This is a genomic window from Cytobacillus sp. Hz8, from assembly GCF_042263505.1.
GTDB lineage: Bacteria > Bacillota > Bacilli > Bacillales > Cytobacillaceae > Bacillus_BE.
Map to the genome: position 1 here is coordinate 24,064 of NZ_JBHKFI010000005.1, position 16,242 is coordinate 40,305.

At 33.4% G+C, this 16,242-nt stretch carries 14 protein-coding genes and 1 pseudogene; all 15 read left to right on the forward strand.

The genetic code is table 11. The annotated features are described in order from the left end of the window. Positions 1-8 precede the first annotated feature (8 nt). The 15 genes and pseudogenes from ACE38V_RS08490 to ACE38V_RS08560 all read left to right on the forward strand — a co-directional run bounded on the left by ACE38V_RS08490 (position 9) and on the right by ACE38V_RS08560 (position 16,220). Positions 9-1,034 carry a polysaccharide biosynthesis protein gene (locus tag ACE38V_RS08490; RefSeq protein WP_375840789.1) on the forward strand — a complete coding sequence of 342 codons (1,026 nt, stop codon included), beginning with the start codon at positions 9-11 and terminating at the stop codon, positions 1,032-1,034. Continuing rightward, positions 1,031-2,140, forward strand: coding sequence for a polysaccharide biosynthesis C-terminal domain-containing protein (locus ACE38V_RS08495; RefSeq protein WP_375840790.1), 1,110 nt, complete (start codon positions 1,031-1,033; stop codon positions 2,138-2,140). Before ACE38V_RS08490 ends, ACE38V_RS08495 begins: the two co-directional genes overlap by 4 nt. 5 nt (positions 2,141-2,145) lie before the next feature. Then, entirely contained in the window at positions 2,146-3,285 is a 1,140-nt protein-coding gene (gene wecB / locus ACE38V_RS08500; RefSeq protein ID WP_375840791.1) for a non-hydrolyzing UDP-N-acetylglucosamine 2-epimerase, read from the forward strand. A gap of 151 nt (positions 3,286-3,436) precedes the next feature. Continuing rightward, entirely contained in the window at positions 3,437-4,387 is a 951-nt protein-coding gene (locus tag ACE38V_RS08505) for a glycosyltransferase family protein (protein ID WP_375840792.1), read from the forward strand. A gap of 32 nt (positions 4,388-4,419) precedes the next feature. Beyond that, entirely contained in the window at positions 4,420-5,628 is a 1,209-nt protein-coding gene (locus ACE38V_RS08510) for a glycosyltransferase (protein ID WP_375840793.1), read from the forward strand. A gap of 42 nt (positions 5,629-5,670) precedes the next feature. Beyond that, a complete protein-coding gene (locus ACE38V_RS08515; RefSeq protein WP_375840794.1) occupies positions 5,671-7,005 on the forward strand; it encodes a hypothetical protein in 1,335 nt (444 codons plus the stop codon). Then, positions 7,006-8,307, forward strand: a complete 1,302-nt coding sequence (locus tag ACE38V_RS08520) for a glycosyltransferase (protein WP_375840795.1) — start codon at positions 7,006-7,008, stop codon at positions 8,305-8,307. Beyond that, on the forward strand, positions 8,291-9,274 hold the full coding sequence (locus tag ACE38V_RS08525; protein ID WP_375840796.1) for a glycosyltransferase: 984 nt from the start codon (positions 8,291-8,293) through the stop codon (positions 9,272-9,274). Before ACE38V_RS08520 ends, ACE38V_RS08525 begins: the two co-directional genes overlap by 17 nt. 114 nt (positions 9,275-9,388) lie before the next feature. Next, positions 9,389-9,604, forward strand: a pseudogene (locus tag ACE38V_RS08530) (IS5/IS1182 family transposase); the annotation flags it as partial. 109 nt (positions 9,605-9,713) lie between these two features. Further along, positions 9,714-10,226: a GNAT family N-acetyltransferase gene (locus tag ACE38V_RS08535; protein ID WP_375840797.1), complete on the forward strand. Its 513-nt coding sequence runs from the start codon at positions 9,714-9,716 to the stop codon at positions 10,224-10,226. Positions 10,227-10,314: 88 nt separating this feature from the next. After that, positions 10,315-11,226: a glucose-1-phosphate thymidylyltransferase RfbA gene (rfbA, locus tag ACE38V_RS08540; protein WP_375840798.1), complete on the forward strand. Its 912-nt coding sequence runs from the start codon at positions 10,315-10,317 to the stop codon at positions 11,224-11,226. Continuing rightward, positions 11,186-12,271, forward strand: coding sequence for a DegT/DnrJ/EryC1/StrS family aminotransferase (locus ACE38V_RS08545; RefSeq protein ID WP_375840799.1), 1,086 nt, complete (start codon positions 11,186-11,188; stop codon positions 12,269-12,271). Before rfbA ends, ACE38V_RS08545 begins: the two co-directional genes overlap by 41 nt. Before the next feature lie 44 nt (positions 12,272-12,315). Next, positions 12,316-13,350, forward strand: coding sequence for a dTDP-glucose 4,6-dehydratase (gene rfbB, locus ACE38V_RS08550; RefSeq protein WP_375840800.1), 1,035 nt, complete (start codon positions 12,316-12,318; stop codon positions 13,348-13,350). A 51-nt stretch (positions 13,351-13,401) separates the two neighbouring features. Next, positions 13,402-14,895, forward strand: a complete 1,494-nt coding sequence (locus ACE38V_RS08555; protein WP_375840801.1) for a lipopolysaccharide biosynthesis protein — start codon at positions 13,402-13,404, stop codon at positions 14,893-14,895. Positions 14,896-14,930: 35 nt separating this feature from the next. Continuing rightward, positions 14,931-16,220 carry a phosphotransferase gene (locus ACE38V_RS08560; RefSeq protein ID WP_375840802.1) on the forward strand — a complete coding sequence of 430 codons (1,290 nt, stop codon included), beginning with the start codon at positions 14,931-14,933 and terminating at the stop codon, positions 16,218-16,220. Positions 16,221-16,242: the final 22 nt, after the last annotated feature.

A 16,242-nucleotide genomic window follows, 5' to 3' on the forward strand; every position in this document is an offset into this window, starting at 1 on the left:
GTTAGAACTTGTTTAAGGATAAAACCTTATTAATAACGGGAGGAACAGGATCATTTGGGAACGCTGTGATGGAAAGATTCCTTCATACAGAAGTAAAAGAAATTCGAATCTTTTCACGTGATGAAAAAAAGCAGGATGATATGCGGAAAAAATATAAACATGAAAAGCTAAAGTTTTATATTGGCGATGTCCGAGATTTAGCCAGTGTTAAAAATGCTATGCATGGAGTGGATTATATTTTTCATGCGGCGGCGCTTAAGCAAGTACCCTCTTGTGAGTTTTTTCCACTGGAAGCAGTTAAAACGAATATTTTTGGAACCGATAATGTTTTAACAGCAGCCATTTCCTACGGTGTCAATAAGGTGATTTGTTTATCAACCGATAAAGCCGCTTACCCCATCAACGCCATGGGGATCTCAAAGGCCATGATGGAAAAAGTTTTTGTGGCGAAATCGAAAACCATCCCACAGGAACATACACTAATTTGTGGAACGCGGTATGGAAATGTGATGGCATCACGAGGTTCCGTTATTCCACTGTTTGTCGAACAAATTAAAAAAGGCATGCCGATAACCATTACAGATCCAAAGATGACAAGATTCCTCATGAGCCTTGAAGAGGCAGTGGAACTTGTCATTTTTGCGTTTCAGCATGCTGAAGCAGGAGATATTATGGTGCAAAAGGCGCCATCTTGTTACATTGGTGATTTAGCACAAGCTCTTTTGGAGTTATTTAATGCAACGAATGATATTCAAACAATTGGTACACGCCATGGGGAAAAATTATATGAAACGTTGCTCACTCGGGAAGAATACTTAGTTGCAGAAGATTTAGGAGGTTTTTTTCGAGTCCCTGCAGATAACAGAGATTTAAATTATGATAAGTATTTTGAAAAAGGCGACAAGAAATTATCGACGGAAGAGTATAACTCGCATAATACTCAAATTTTAACGATTGATGAGATTAAGGAGAAATTAATGGAATTAGATTATATTCAAAAAGAGCTTATGGCGATGAAGGTGACGACATTATGAAAATACTCGTAACAGGTGCAGGAGGATTTGTTGGTAAAAATTTGATTGCAGAATTGAAAAATAAAGGATATACAACTATTTTTGAAGTGTTTAAGGATACCCCCTTCCCTTTATTAAGTCAATATACAAAAGAATGCGATTTTGTTTTTCATTTAGCAGGAGTGAATCGTCCGAAAGAGGAATCCGAATTTAACCATGGAAATTATGGTTTTACGTTTCAATTATTGGAATTGCTGCGCATGCACGAGAATAAGGCTCCGATTTTATTTACATCCTCCATCCAAGCGAATCAAGATAATTCCTATGGACGAAGTAAAAGAGCTTGTGAAAAATTATTATTTTTCCATCAAAAGGGGAGGGGTGCGAAAGTATTCGTATATCAATTACCCAACTTATTTGGAAAATGGTGCAAGCCAAATTATAACAGCGTTGTGGCAACCTTTTGCTATCAAATAGCAAGAAACCAAGAAATTGAGATTCATCATAGAGGTACGGAGCTAACTCTCTGCTATATCGATGACGTATTGGAAGAATTTATGCATGCATTGGAAGGACATGAAACTAGAGAAGGCGATTATTGTCTCGTACCTGAAAGCTATCAAGTAACCCTTGGGGAATTAGCCGATAAGCTTTACTTATTTAAAAAGAATCGGGAATCCTTAGTCATGCCTTCTTTGGAGAATAAATTAGATCGCGCATTGTATAGCACGTATTTGTCTTATTTAGAGGAAAATAATTTTTCATATAAATTAGAGAAAAATGTCGATCAACGCGGCTGGTTGGCAGAATTTATTAAGTCGCAGAGCATGGGGCAAATTTTTATCTCCAAAACAAAACCCGGTGTGACGAGAGGCAACCATTGGCACCACACGAAGGTCGAGAAATTTCTGGTTATTCAGGGAGAAGCAACAATTCGGTTTCGAAAAATTGATTGTGATCATGTAATAGAGTACAAGGTGAATGGGGAAATACCTGAAGTCGTCGACATCCCCGTTGGCTATACTCATTCCATTGAAAACACCGGGAAAGAAGATGTCATCACTTTGTTCTGGGCTTGTGAAATCTTTAATCCAGAAAAACCAGATACTTATTTTGTGGAGGTTTAGGAATCGTGGGAAAAATGAAGGTCATGACCATCGTTGGCACACGGCCGGAGATTATTCGCTTATCTGAGGTCATCAAGGCTTGTGATCAATACTTTAATCATATATTAGTACACACAGGGCAGAACTGGGATTTCCGGTTGAATGATATCTTTTTTGAAGAGCTTGAAATCCGACAACCGGATCATTTTCTCGGCGTTGTCGGGGAGAATCTTGGGGAAACGATGGGAAATATCATCGCTGCTTCTTATAAAATTTTAAAGCATGAAAACCCAGACGCCTTATTAATTTTAGGGGATACCAATAGCTGTTTAAGTGCGATTGCAGCTAAACGATTAAAAATTCCAATTTTTCATATGGAAGCTGGAAATCGCTGCTTTGATCTCAATGTTCCGGAAGAGATAAATAGAAAAATAGTCGATCATGTTTCGGATATTAATCTTCCTTATACGGAACATAGCCGGCGATATTTAATATCGGAGGGAATTCAGAAGGAACATATATTTGTAACAGGTTCTCCAATGAAAGAAGTCTTGGGTAAAAATATGGAACGGATTCAAAGCAGTACAGTTTTAAAAGAGTTAACCTTAAACCCTAGAAAATATTTTCTTGTTTCTGCCCATCGCGAAGAAAATATTGATAACAAAGAAAATTTTCACTCCTTAATGAACGCCATTAATCAAATGGCTGAAACATACCAGCTTCCAGTCATCTACTCTACTCATCCACGAAGTTGGAAAAAGATTGAAGAACGCGGATTTGTTTTTCATCCATTGGTTCGCCAGCTGAAGCCATTTGGATTTTTTGATTATAACCATTTGCAGTTAAATGCTTTTGCCGTTCTTTCTGATAGTGGCACACTTTCGGAGGAATCAGCGATACTTGGCTTTCCAGGTGTGCTGATTCGGACGTCGACAGAACGACCAGAAGTGTTGGATAAAGGCACTGTTATTATCGGAGGTATTTCAGAAAAGGAAATGTTGCAGGCTGTTGAATTAAGTAACGCAATGCGAGAACGGCATGAAAGAATAAGTCTTGCCAATGATTATGTAGATGAAAATGTATCTGTAAAGGTTGTGAAGATTATCCAGAGCTTCACAGGAATTGTGAATCAGCAAATCTGGAGGAAAAGGGATCACTTTGTCTAATAGTCTTAACTCTTAATGAAAGGACTTCTGTATGAAACTTGCCTTGCTTTGTCCGTCTAATATGCTATTCATGCCCTATGTTAGTAATTATATTAATATATTAAAAAGCTACCAGATTCCCTTTATTATTATCAATTGGGATCGATTTCAAATGGAGAAAGAAGAAACTGATTTCACCTATCGTGATAAAAAAATTGGGCATCAGAGAAATATGTATGATTACTATCAATTTAAAGCATTTATCATTCGAAAAATGAAGAACGAGCACATCGATAAAGTGCTTGTTTTTAGTTTGCAGCTAGGTTTTTTTTTACAAAGCTTTTTATTAAAAAATTTTAAAGAAAATTATGTGCTGGATGTTCGAGATCACAATAAAATCATTACTTATTTTCATATGAAAAAATTAATCAAGCATTCGGCATTTACGGTCCTTTCATCACCGAGGTTTAAAGATTTCCTACCGAATGAGAAGAAATATATCTTAAATCATAATATTAATCTAGACAGCTTTCCTTCATTCAAGGAACGAAAAGTTACTTTCAAAAATAAGCTGCGAATTTCCTACATTGGTGCTTTAAGGGACCTTAATTCAAGCATTTTATTTATCGAGACGTTAAGGGATCATCCAAAGTATGAGCTAGCATTTCATGGGGAAGGAGCTATAAATCAAGATTTAAAGGCTTTCTTTGAAAAGGAACAGATTAATAATGTTCTGCTTACAGGGAGATTCACAAAAAATGAAGAGAAATCGTTGTACGTGAATAGTCATTTTATTAATCTCATACAAACAAGTGTTGCTATTAATGAACAATTATTGCTACCAAATCGTCTTTACCTTGCTGCCCTTTATAAAAAACCAGTGATTTCACTTGATGGTAGCTACCTTTCGGAAATTGTTCAGGAATTTCATCTTGGATTAGTGGTGCACTCATTGGAGGAATTGGAGGAAAAATTAGAAACCTACATCGTGCATTTTAATGAAGAAGAATATGAAAGAGGCCTCAATGCTTTTTTTGAAAAAGTGCAAGAAGATAATAAAGTATTTATGAATCAGGTGCTTGATTTTTGCAAGAAAGATCTTAGAATGACACGATTTTCATAATGAAAAAAACTTATGTTTAAAGGAAGGTAAGGATGAATATTTTTTACGTTTCAACTGTATGCTCGACAAGGAAATTTTCTCAAATATATTGTGAAAGTAAGCTTAAACCACAGCAGCAGGCGCAAAAATTTCATCATTTATTTATTAAGGGATTAGCGTCTCTAAAAAATTCTGTGTATGCCATGACTGTGCTGCCGATTAATCGAAAAAGCATGAACAAAATGTGGATACAAAGAGAGCACGAACATCAAGAAGAAGTTGATTACGATTATTTGCCCATACTTAATTTTCCAATACTCCGTCATGTACTTATTTTTTTGATTGGATTTATGACTGTCCTTTTCTGGAGCCATAAAAAAAGAAATGAACCAAAAGTCCTTATTTGTGATGTTTTAAACGCGACTACATCTATTTCGGCTTTGCTTGCATCAAAGTTATTTAGTGTCCAAAGCATAGCAATTATTACAGATCTACCAGGGCTTATGCACAATGATGATGAAAAAAAGAAATCAGGAATAAAAAGATGGATTACTTACTTTTATATCAAAATTAGCTATTTTTTTCTGCACAGATATGACGGTTATGTTTTGTTGACAGAGCAAATGAATGAACGAGTAAATCCTAAAAATAAGCCATTTATCATCATAGAAGGAATGGTAGATGCCGGCATGAAGGATGTTCCAAATAAAGTCGAAGATAAATATGAAGAGAAGATAATTATCTATGCAGGGGCATTATTTGAGAAATATGGTGTTAAAAAGCTGATCGAATCATTTATGAAAACGAACATTAGGGAGGCAAGGCTTTGGATATATGGATCTGGTGAGCTGGAAGAAGAAATGGAACATTATGAAAAAAAAGATCAACGTATCCGCTACTTCGGAGTTGTACCGAACGAAGAAGTGGTGAAGGAGGAAATGAAGGCTACCCTTCTCGTTAATCCACGTCCGACTGAGGAGGAATTCACAAAATACTCATTTCCATCAAAAAATATGGAATATATGGTCTCTGGCACACCAGTTTTAACTACAAAACTGCCAGGCATGAAGTCGGAGTATTTTGATTATCTTTATCTGTTTGAAAATGAAGATGAAGTGGGAATCGCTCAAACTTTAGAGGAAGTACTACTGCAAGATCAAAGTAATTTATTTCAAATTGGTGAAAATGCGAAGAAATTTGTTTTAAGGGAGAAGAGCAATATTGAGATGGCTAAAAAATTCATGGCATCGCTTTTGGGATAATGATTGTCCATTCTTGATTTTTATGATGAGTGAGGAATATTAATGATCTATGAGAAAAAAATGAACGTTGATTGGAAATTGCTCCATCCATACACATTAAAGGATAATAAGAAGGAAATGTATTATCTTAATTACTTCAATAATTGGGTGGCCGTTTTCATATGTCTATGGTTTGCATGGCCCTTTATGAACTATCGGTTAGGCCTCTTACCACTCATATTTGTACTGGCTGCTTGGTTCTTCACGACAGATATGAAATGGGTATTTAAGCGATTATCATTCGATTTAGTTTTTATTGTGATTTGGTTTCTTTCATTTTTGCCCTATATTTTTACGGGGAAATTTTATTTTGGAAACTTAAATCCTATTTATGCTTTGATTTGTTTTTCCTTATTTTTTGTAGGAATATTTGTTAATCACTATTACATGTTCTTTAAACAAAACGGAAGGGCATTACGAAATATTGCTTTGTTTACAATTTTATTTTTTATTATCGCTTCCGTACAATCATACTTGGGACTAAGACAATATCCGCTTGCGGCACGTGTACTAGCAACGGGAAGTGACCCACTTATGCAAACTTATGTGTCACTAGGAATTGGTGGCTTTGGGTTTGTTTATAGTGCGGTATTTGTTAATATCGCATTACTTTATTTTATTATCACAAGGGATTCCAAGATTCGTTTGTTTTATCGGTTCCTTGCACTTTTTGCCTATATTATTATCACGATGATGTTGATTTCTGCTTCCTATGCAACTTCTTTACTTTTTTTATTTATCGGGACTTTATTGGTATTTTTTATCAGAGGGAAGAAAAGCCTCATCTTCTGTATATTATTTGCAATCATTATGATTCTTCTTATCCCAAAAGAAATGATTGGCTATTTATTAATCGATGTAGCTAATCTTTTTAAGGAAAATGGTGTTATTAACTCAAAATTTATGGATCTGGCAAAAGGCTTTGTGACAGATTCATTTGGCTCACAAACAAATGGTAGGGGGCAATTGTACCTGGAGTCATTAGATACATTCTTTCATAATCCCCTATTCGGTATTTATGGACCTTTTGGGGATTCCTTCAATGCAAAAGTTGGTGGACATTCTGGTTGGCTTGATTTATTGGCATATTATGGATTGTTTGGATCGCTCCCGTTATTTGCAGCGATCTTTTTTCTTTTTAGAAAACAATTAAAATTTTATGCTAATCATCCATATACTTCCTTTATTTTAACAGCCCAGATCTTATTTGTTATCTTTGGTTTTATCAATCCATTTTTGTATGTATACCAGATTGGATTTGTTTTATTTACCGTCATTCCTGCACTACCTTATTTATCCAATGCTTTCTTAAAAAATGGAGAAGAAAGGAATACATAAATGAATATCTTGTGGATTACGAATGTTCCATTACCTGAAGCAAGCAAGTTAATGAATGATGAGCCTGTTCCATTTGGAGGCTGGTTAATAAATGCTGCTGCAGGATTACAAAATGATCAAAATCTAAAAATGAGTATAGCATTTCCTAGAAATGGATTTGAAGAAGTCCAGATGATAAAGGGTGAAAAAATTAGATATTATCCTTTTCCATATTTAACTACTAAAAATATAATTCAGAATAAGCATCATTTAATTAAGATAATAGAACATACTAAACCTGATATTGTTCATATTTTTGGGACTGAATTTTATCATACATCAGTAATTGTTGATATATGTAACACTAAAAATATAAATGTCGTCATTTCACTTCAAGGTTTAGTAACATTTATCGCTAAACATTACATGAATGGAATTCCAGAAAAAATACAAAATCATTTTACATTAAGAGATCTACTTAGATTGGATAATATCAAAATGCAGCAAAAAAAGTTTTTTAAAAGAGGTAAATATGAAATTGAAGCAATTCGAAATGTGAATCATGTGATTGGGCGAACCACATGGGATAGGGCATGTACATCAATTTTCAATCAAGTCGCAAAATATTATCATTGTAATGAAACATTAAGAAATACATTTTATAACCATTATTGGAATATCAATGAATGTGAAAAGTATTCCATTTTTTTAAGTCAAGGCTCCTATCCAATAAAAGGTTTCCATTATATGGTTGAAGCAATGTCTATGATAGTTAGTGAATTTCCAGAATCTAAACTTTATGTAGGTGGAACTGATATCACAATAGCAAAAACTCTTAAGGACAAAGCAAGGCTATCGGCATATGGTAAATATATCAAGGCGCAAATAAAAAAGAATAATCTACAAAATCATATTATTTTCACTGGAGTTATGGATGAGAGAAAGATGTGTGACCAGTACTTAAAATCCCATGTTTTTGTATGCCCTTCTACAATCGAGAACAGTCCAAACTCTCTTGGTGAAGCAATGATGCTAGGTTTACCTATTGTTGCATCAAACGTAGGAGGTATATCAGACTTATTGACACACAAAAATGAGGGATATTTATATCAATCAGATGCACCATACATGTTGGCTTATTATATATGCGAAATCTTTAGAAACGAAGAAATTGCCCTGAAATTTTCTGAAAAGGCAAGACAAAAAGCAAAGATGACTCATGATAAAGAACAAAACCATAAAAGACTACTAGATATATATAAGGTCATAATTGAAGAAGGCAATATTTATAAAAAAGGGGAATTCTATGAATCCATTAGTTAGCATTAACTGTGCAACTTATAATCATGAAAACTTCATTAGGGATGCGATAGAAGGCTTTTTAATGCAGAAAACAAATTTTGACTTTGAAATCCTCATTGGCGAAGATTGCAGTACTGATAATACAAGAACAATTGTTGAAAAATATGCCAATCAATACCCTGGGAAAATTAGGGTAATTACTTCGGAACATAATGTAGGTGCAATAGAGAATTTTTTAAGGTTGCACCAAAATTCAAGGGGTAAATATATCGCAATTTGTGAAGGTGATGATTACTGGATTGATCAATTTAAATTACAGAAACAAGTGGACTATATGGAAAGCCATCCGGAGTGTACGTTTTGTTTTCATAATGGGAAAGTTGTTGATGCAAATAAAAATCAAACCCGTAGCTCTGTTATCCCATGGATGAAAAATAATGAGGAGTTCTACTATAAAATGGATATAAAATATTCTGCTGGAGAATTAGCATTGCTTGGTTATATTCCTACAGCTTCATATTTATATCCTAAGAGAATTTTAGAAAATCCACCCAACTGGAGTTTTAAATCAGTTGTAGGAGACAATGTGATAAAGCTAATTGCGTCCAGTCATGGATATGCATATTACATTGATGAAAAAATGTGTGCCTACAGATTCGGTGTTGAAGGGTCAGCCACAACAAATTGGGAAAAGGAAAATAATACCATTGAGAAAAAAATTGAACATTATAACGGATTTATTAATTTATACAATAACTTCAATGACTATTCAGAAAATAAATATAAAGATGAAATTGATCGTGTAAAAATGATATTTGAATTTCAAATATTTCTGGTAAGGGGGGATTGGAAAATAATAAGAGAGAAGAAGTATAGTGAAATATTTTATGAAATGAGCATAGAAGGGAAAATAAAAACGTTCATGAGATGTTTTTTTCCAAATGTATATTCGAAGATGTCATATCTAAAGAGTAAATTGATTTTGTAACTGAATCAATTTCAAAAATCTGAGCCTTACAGACACAATGCTTTCAAATATTAAAAAAAGGAGTACCTCCCCATAATTTCGAAATGAGTAGTTACCACAACAAACTCAGAGACTGGTTCGAAAGCTTGGAAAAACATCTTTAAAGGTCGTACCGCCGTGGAACGAGTGAATGCTTATCTTAAGCTATACTTCCAATTAGACAATGTACGTTATCGGACAGGAAAACGCGACAAAGTTCATTTTGACCTGGTGACCTTAGTTTATAATGCTTCGAAATTAGCTGCTGATTGCATTAATGCTGCATTAAATAGTCAAAAACAAGCTGCATAATTTTTTTTTTATGAATAGAGCAAAATTCTGCTTTTCTGTGTTTCTTTAAAGTAAGGAATTATGAAATTGATTCATGTAAAGTAAATATAAATACAGAGGGAGATTGTACATGGTTGTAGAGTCTAAGATCATTCAAAAATATCAAAATATATTAAATGAAAAAGGGTTAGATTTTATTTTACTTGACCAAAGTAATACAAGTTTAAATCGCTTAGTAGCAATATTTGAAAAAATCGACTCAGTTTTTCTTACACCACAACAGGCAGGAATAGACTTAGTCACTTATTCTATAAAATTAATAAATAATGCCTTAAATTTTGTAATAATTGAGAATGAAAATGATATAGGTCTTATTTCCCTTTATGCCAATGATTCTATTAATAAAATTTGTTTTATCAATGCAATTGGGATACTACCGTCTTATCAAGGGAAAAACATCGGCAGCTTAATATCAGAATTTAATATCGAGTTTGCAAGAGAAATGAATTTTGATTACCTTAAATCTCACATTGCTAAAAATAATTATATCTCTAAAAAATTAGCAGCCAAATTTAATATGAAAGTTGAACGCGATATGAATCCTACCACGTATCTTATGGTCAAAGATTTAAGGGAAGATTAATTTAATACAGAAATCACAAATTATATGATTTCTTTTTTTAGGGTAATTTTAATAAGTATTAAAATTTATAGTTGTAGGTGGTCACTTTATGAAGGGCATTATTTTGGCAGGCGGCAGCGGAACAAGACTGTATCCAATTACTCAAGCCATATCAAAACAATTATTACCAATTTATGATAAGCCTATGATTTATTATCCATTATCTGTTCTTATGCTAGCAGGGATAAGAGATATTTTAATCATTTCGACACCCAAAGATGTTCCGCTATTTAGAGATTTACTTGGTATGGGAGAGAGATGGGGAATTCAACTTCAATATGCAATTCAGGAGCATCCGCGTGGTTTAGCGGATGCTTTTATTATTGGTGAGGAATTTATCGGTGATAATACAGTTTGTCTTGTTTTAGGAGACAATATTTTTTATGGTGCAGGCTTTCGGCCATTGTTGGAAAAAGCAGCAGGTATAAAAGATGGAGCGGTAGTTTTTGGATATCAAGTGAAGGATCCTCATCGATTTGGTGTTGTTGAAATTGATGAAGAATTTAATGCACTTTCCATTGAAGAAAAACCCACTCAACCGAAGTCACCATATGCTGTGACAGGTTTATATTTTTATGATAATGAGGTCATAGAGATTGCGAAACGGGTAAAGCCATCGGGTCGGGGAGAATTAGAAATTACAGATATTAATCAAGAATATTTAAGAAGAAAGAAATTGAAAGTAGGGATTCTTGGCCGTGGTTTTGCCTGGTTAGATACTGGTACATTTACGAGCTTTTTAGAGGCGGGTCAATTTGTTGAAACCATTGAAAGACGTCAAGGCTATAAGATTGCTTGCTTAGAAGAAATTAGTCTGCGAAATCATTGGATTTCTTCGGAAGATGTCTTGTCGCAAGCGATTCATTACAAAAATGATTATGGGACATATTTATATAATTTAGTCCATGGGAGGTATATCGATGATACCAGTTACGCAGCCATTTCTTCCTCAGATAGATGAATATCAAAGACTCATTTCAAAAATATGGAATGAAAAATGGTTAACAAATCATGGACCATTTGTACAGGAGTTAGAACAGAAGCTTCAGGATTATTTACAAGTTCGCTCCCTTTTCTTTGTCAGTAATGGAACGATTGCTCTACAATTGGCGATTAAAGCTCTCCAGATAAAGAAACAAATAATTACAACACCTTTTTCATTCATTGCCACAGTTACTTCAATTTTATGGGAAAATTGTGAGCCGGTGTTTGTCGATATCGATCCTGAGACGCTTTGTATCGATCCTCAAAAAATTGAAGACGCAATTACAGAGGACACTTCGGCTATTTTAGCAACTCATGTATATGGAATTCCATGTGAAGTTGAAAAAATTGATGCAATCGCCAAAAAACATCATTTAAAAGTTATATATGATGCTGCACATGCATTTGGTGTGAAATACAAAGGTAAATCGCTATTAAATTATGGAGATATTTCTACTTTAAGTTTTCATGCAACCAAGCTTTTTCACACAGTGGAAGGTGGTGCAGTTATCAATAATGGAGGAGAGATAGGGGATCAAATAATCAATCGAATCAGGAATTTTGGTATAGAAGGGGAAGATTATGATTATGTCGGCATAAATGCGAAAAATTCAGAGTTTCATGCGGCCATGGGGTTATGTAATTTAAAATACGTTGAGGATATTATTCAAAGAAGAAAAGTTATCACGGAAATATACGATATGTTCCTTAAGGATCGATATAAAAGACCTTATATTGGAAGTGAAGTTACATATAATTATTGCTACTATCCAATCATCTTTGATTCAGAGGAAGTTTTATTGAAGGTGAAGGAAAATCTTGAGAACCATCAGATTTTGGCAAGGAGATATTTTAAACCATCCTTAAATCAATTGCCATATATAAAGAAAAGATTCTCATGTCCAATAGCGGAAGAGGTTTCAAAAAAAGTTTTATGTTTGCCATTATTTAGTGAGCTGAATCGAAATGATGCTGAAAGAATTGCGACGTTAGTTTCAGAAAAATCAATTAAAACTTATTAATAAGGATTTTCAATTATATTGTGAAAGTAAAGTGGAGGGAGAAAATGAATCTACTGATTACAGGGGGAGCCGGTTTTATCGGATCTAATTTTGTTTCTTACCTTTTAAAAAAAGATCAAAGTATTCAAATTATTAATCTCGATAAATTAACGTATGCAGGGGATCTTGATCATTTAAAAGAAGTTTGGACACATTCAAGGCATTTGTTTTTGGAGGGAGATATTTGTGATATGGAGCTTTTGGAAAATATATTTCACCAATATCAAATTGAAGGAGTCATTCATTTTGCTGCTGAATCACATGTAGATAATTCAATTCATCATCCAATCACATTTGTTGAAACCAATGTTCTTGGAACATTTACTTTGCTAGAGGTCGCTCGAAAATATTGGATGAACGGGGTTAAAAGTTATAAGCCTGGTTTTGAGAATGCTCGTTTTCATCATGTCTCGACTGATGAAGTATATGGCACATTAGAAAAAGAAGGATTTTTCACTGAAATTTCCTCCTATGCGCCAAATAGCCCTTATTCCGCCAGTAAAGCAGCTTCAGACATGTTTGTACGAAGCTATTTTCACACTTATGGTTTAAATGTTGTTACAACTAATTGTTCAAATAACTATGGACCGAGGCAACATCAGGAAAAACTAATACCCACAATTATTAGAAGGGCACTATTATTAGAGAAAATTCCCATTTACGGAAATGGGCAAAATATTCGAGATTGGTTATATGTTCTCGATCATTGTCGAGCAATAGAGAAAGTCTTCTTTGAAGGAAAATCCGGAGAAGCTTATGTAATTGGTGGGCATAATGAAAAAACAAATCTTGAAATTGCTCAAATCATCTGTGACATACTGGATAAGGTCATGCCAATTACAGTCAATCATAAAAGGATTACAAGCTATCACCAGTTGATTGAGTTCGTTCATGATCGTCCTGGACATGATTATCGATATGCCATTGATGACTCAAAGTTACGTAATGAATTGGGTTTCCAAAATAAATATGGGTTTGAACAAGGAATTGAAAAAACGATTTTAGATTATATTGAAAAATATAAGCAAATGCTTCTTTAATGAAGTACTTTATAAGAAAAATTGAAATGAAATAAGGTGAGGGTTATTACCATGCAAAATGAGGAATCACTAAAACAGAAAACAATGAAAGGTTTATTTTGGAGTTTTAGTGATTTATTTGCGAATCAGGGAATTCAATTTATCATTCAAATTATTCTTGCAAGGGTATTGCTACCTGAACATTTTGGATTAATCGGGATGATTACGGTCTTTATTTCAATCTCTAATTTAATTATTGATAGTGGAGTATCTCAAGCCTTGATTCGTGAGCAAAATACGACACAGGCTGAATATTCCACTGTTTTTTATTTTAACTTATTTATGGCACTTATAATGTATGGTTTTCTTTTTTTGCTTGCCCCAGCCATCAGTTCATTTTTTCATGAATCAAAATTGACTTTAATCTTAAGAGTGTTGTCGATAGGAATCATCATTAATTCATTTGGAATAATTCAAAAAGCTCAAATGATTAAAAAGATTGATTTCAAAACACAAACAAAGATCAGTTTTATCTCAGGGATTGTCTCAGGCATAATTGGGACTATTTTTGCTCTTTTGGGGTTCGGGGTGTGGAGTCTCATCGTAAAAACAATTTCCATGCAAGTAATTCAATCTGGACTTTTGTGGAAGTTTGTTGGATGGATTCCTTCCTTGGTTTTTAAAATGGAATCTTTTCGTCGATTATTTGGATTTGGTGTAAAAATTATGCTAGCAGGATTATTATCGACCATATATTCTAATATTTATTATGTTATAATTGGCCGCTATTTTGCTGCTACGCAGCTTGGATATTTTACCAATGCTTCAAAGCTCAATGATGTTGCATCTCAATCCATTACATCCGCACTACAGAGTGTGACTTATCCAGTCTTAAGTAAAATTCAAAAAGAAGAAGAAAAACTCAAATTTGGTTTTAAAAAAATTATTAAGACCTCAACATATATTCACTTTCCAATAATGATGGGTTTGGCAACAATAGCAGAACCACTAATCCATTTATTATTCGGTGAAAAATGGATGCCGATGGTGATTTATTTTCAGCTCTTATGTTTAGCAGGGATGTTATATCCATTGAATGCAATCAATCTAAATATACTCCAGGTAAAGGGAAAATCAGATTTATTTCTTCTCATAAGTATTGTGAAAAAGGTTTTAGTAACAATCATGATAATATTGACCATTTGGTTAAAGCTGGGCGTGATAGGCTTAGTAAGCTTAACCATTATTGATTCTTATTCCTCTTTTTGGATCAATAGTTTTTTTTCAGGTAGAGAAATTTCTTATTCTTCGTTTGAACAAGTGAAAGATATTTCGATAACATTTTTGATGACTATTATTATGGGGGCAACTGTATATGTTTGTGGGGCTTTTCTTCCAGATCATGATTTAATGAAAATTATCATACAAATTTTCATGGAGTTGGTTATTTATATTAGCATGAGCAAATGGGTTAAGGTTCAAGAATTGAAAGAAATTTTACAAATAATGGGACCGTTATTAAAAAGGGAGAAAATTAAAAATGTGAAATTAACTGGTAGGGGATAGCTAATCAAAAATGACTGTGTTGTGGGGAGTAGGAGATGCATTTATTACGAAAATCATTGAATATCGTATTAAAACAGGGTTTTAAAGCGCTATTCATCCATATGAATATTTGGTTAAAAAGGAAAAAATTCATTCAATATTTAGTCCAGAAGGAATGGACACAAGCTTCCGTTCTTGGAGAAAAATTAGTCAATCTTATTCCTGAACGGATAGAAAATTATCTATATTTGGCCCTGTGTTATAAAAATCTAAGAAAAAACGAATTGGCCACATCTACTTTATTTCAAGGGTTACGATACATTACTAATCCGGAAATCCTTATTAAAGTAATAGAGGATAAATTTCCTGCAATGGAGGTTATTCAGTCAAAGTATATTTATATGGGGGGAGAACAAAATCTAGGATGTTTTGAACACACTCTTACCAACAATGGAGAGATAAGAAAATACTTAACGAAAATTACAACTCAGTCCAGTATTGAGCTTGAAAGGGCATTTTATTTGAAGATATATAAGCATTTTAAAAATGTTAGATTCATAACCCCTAAAATTATTAATATTTCAGAACGAAAAACAGAGAACCTAGCACTTCTCACAATGGAAAAAGTCGATGGTATCGTACCTAACCTTAATGGAAAAATTTTAAAAGAAGCCATTAATGCCAGTAAACTAATTAATACTGTTTATTATTGTGAGATTATAGATTTGATACCTCAACCTGATTTCAATAAAGAATTTCAATTGATCAATAAAAATTATCCAAACCATCCGATTTTTGCCTTATATTCTTTTATTTCTATTCATAAAAAACAAACGAATCAAAGGCTTTTTCAGTTAATTTATAAAAGAATGAGAGAATTAAAATATACGGCTAAAACTTATGAGTTAATTAAGAAACTAGAAATGCTCGTTTTTGATTGGGAATTATATAACCAAATAAATCCAATAGTTGACTACACATTGCAGCATGGCGACTTTGATAGTCACAATATGATTTGGAACGTCCAGATGGAGAAATTGTATATCATCGATTGGGGAAATATGTATGTAGGACCTAAATGGATAGATTTAGCTGGTTTATTTGGACAATTAAAGCTTCCTTTTCATGAAATTGATAAATTATTCTTAAATATTGAAGATGAAACGACAAAAATAAATCCAATTGAGAAAATATTTTTTTTATATCCCTTAATCGTCACGTGGATAATTGTATTTACTCGAAATGAATTGGAGGAGAACCTAGATTACTATCTCCGCCCAGCAATTGAAGAGTTTGAAAGTCTTACTTTAAAAGTAAACAATGTGAGATTTGTCTTACATGGATGATATTAGCAATGAAGTGTAATAG

What these genes read in the sequence shown, in the direction of transcription:
- ACE38V_RS08495 (WP_375840790.1), top strand. Translation starts at nt 1,031, where the DNA reads ATGAAAATACTCGTAACAGGTGCAGGAGGATTTGTTGGTAAAAATTTG.
- ACE38V_RS08505 (WP_375840792.1), top strand. Translation starts at nt 3,437, where the DNA reads ATGGAGAAAGAAGAAACTGATTTCACCTATCGTGATAAAAAAATTGGG.
- ACE38V_RS08510 (WP_375840793.1), top strand. Translation starts at nt 4,420, where the DNA reads ATGAATATTTTTTACGTTTCAACTGTATGCTCGACAAGGAAATTTTCT.
- ACE38V_RS08515 (WP_375840794.1), top strand. Translation starts at nt 5,671, where the DNA reads ATGATCTATGAGAAAAAAATGAACGTTGATTGGAAATTGCTCCATCCA.
- ACE38V_RS08520 (WP_375840795.1), top strand. Translation starts at nt 7,006, where the DNA reads ATGAATATCTTGTGGATTACGAATGTTCCATTACCTGAAGCAAGCAAG.
- ACE38V_RS08525 (WP_375840796.1), top strand. Translation starts at nt 8,291, where the DNA reads ATGAATCCATTAGTTAGCATTAACTGTGCAACTTATAATCATGAAAAC.
- ACE38V_RS08535 (WP_375840797.1), top strand. Translation starts at nt 9,714, where the DNA reads ATGGTTGTAGAGTCTAAGATCATTCAAAAATATCAAAATATATTAAAT.
- rfbA (WP_375840798.1), top strand. Translation starts at nt 10,315, where the DNA reads ATGAAGGGCATTATTTTGGCAGGCGGCAGCGGAACAAGACTGTATCCA.
- ACE38V_RS08545 (WP_375840799.1), top strand. Translation starts at nt 11,186, where the DNA reads ATGATACCAGTTACGCAGCCATTTCTTCCTCAGATAGATGAATATCAA.
- rfbB (WP_375840800.1), top strand. Translation starts at nt 12,316, where the DNA reads ATGAATCTACTGATTACAGGGGGAGCCGGTTTTATCGGATCTAATTTT.
- ACE38V_RS08555 (WP_375840801.1), top strand. Translation starts at nt 13,402, where the DNA reads ATGCAAAATGAGGAATCACTAAAACAGAAAACAATGAAAGGTTTATTT.
- ACE38V_RS08560 (WP_375840802.1), top strand. Translation starts at nt 14,931, where the DNA reads ATGCATTTATTACGAAAATCATTGAATATCGTATTAAAACAGGGTTTT.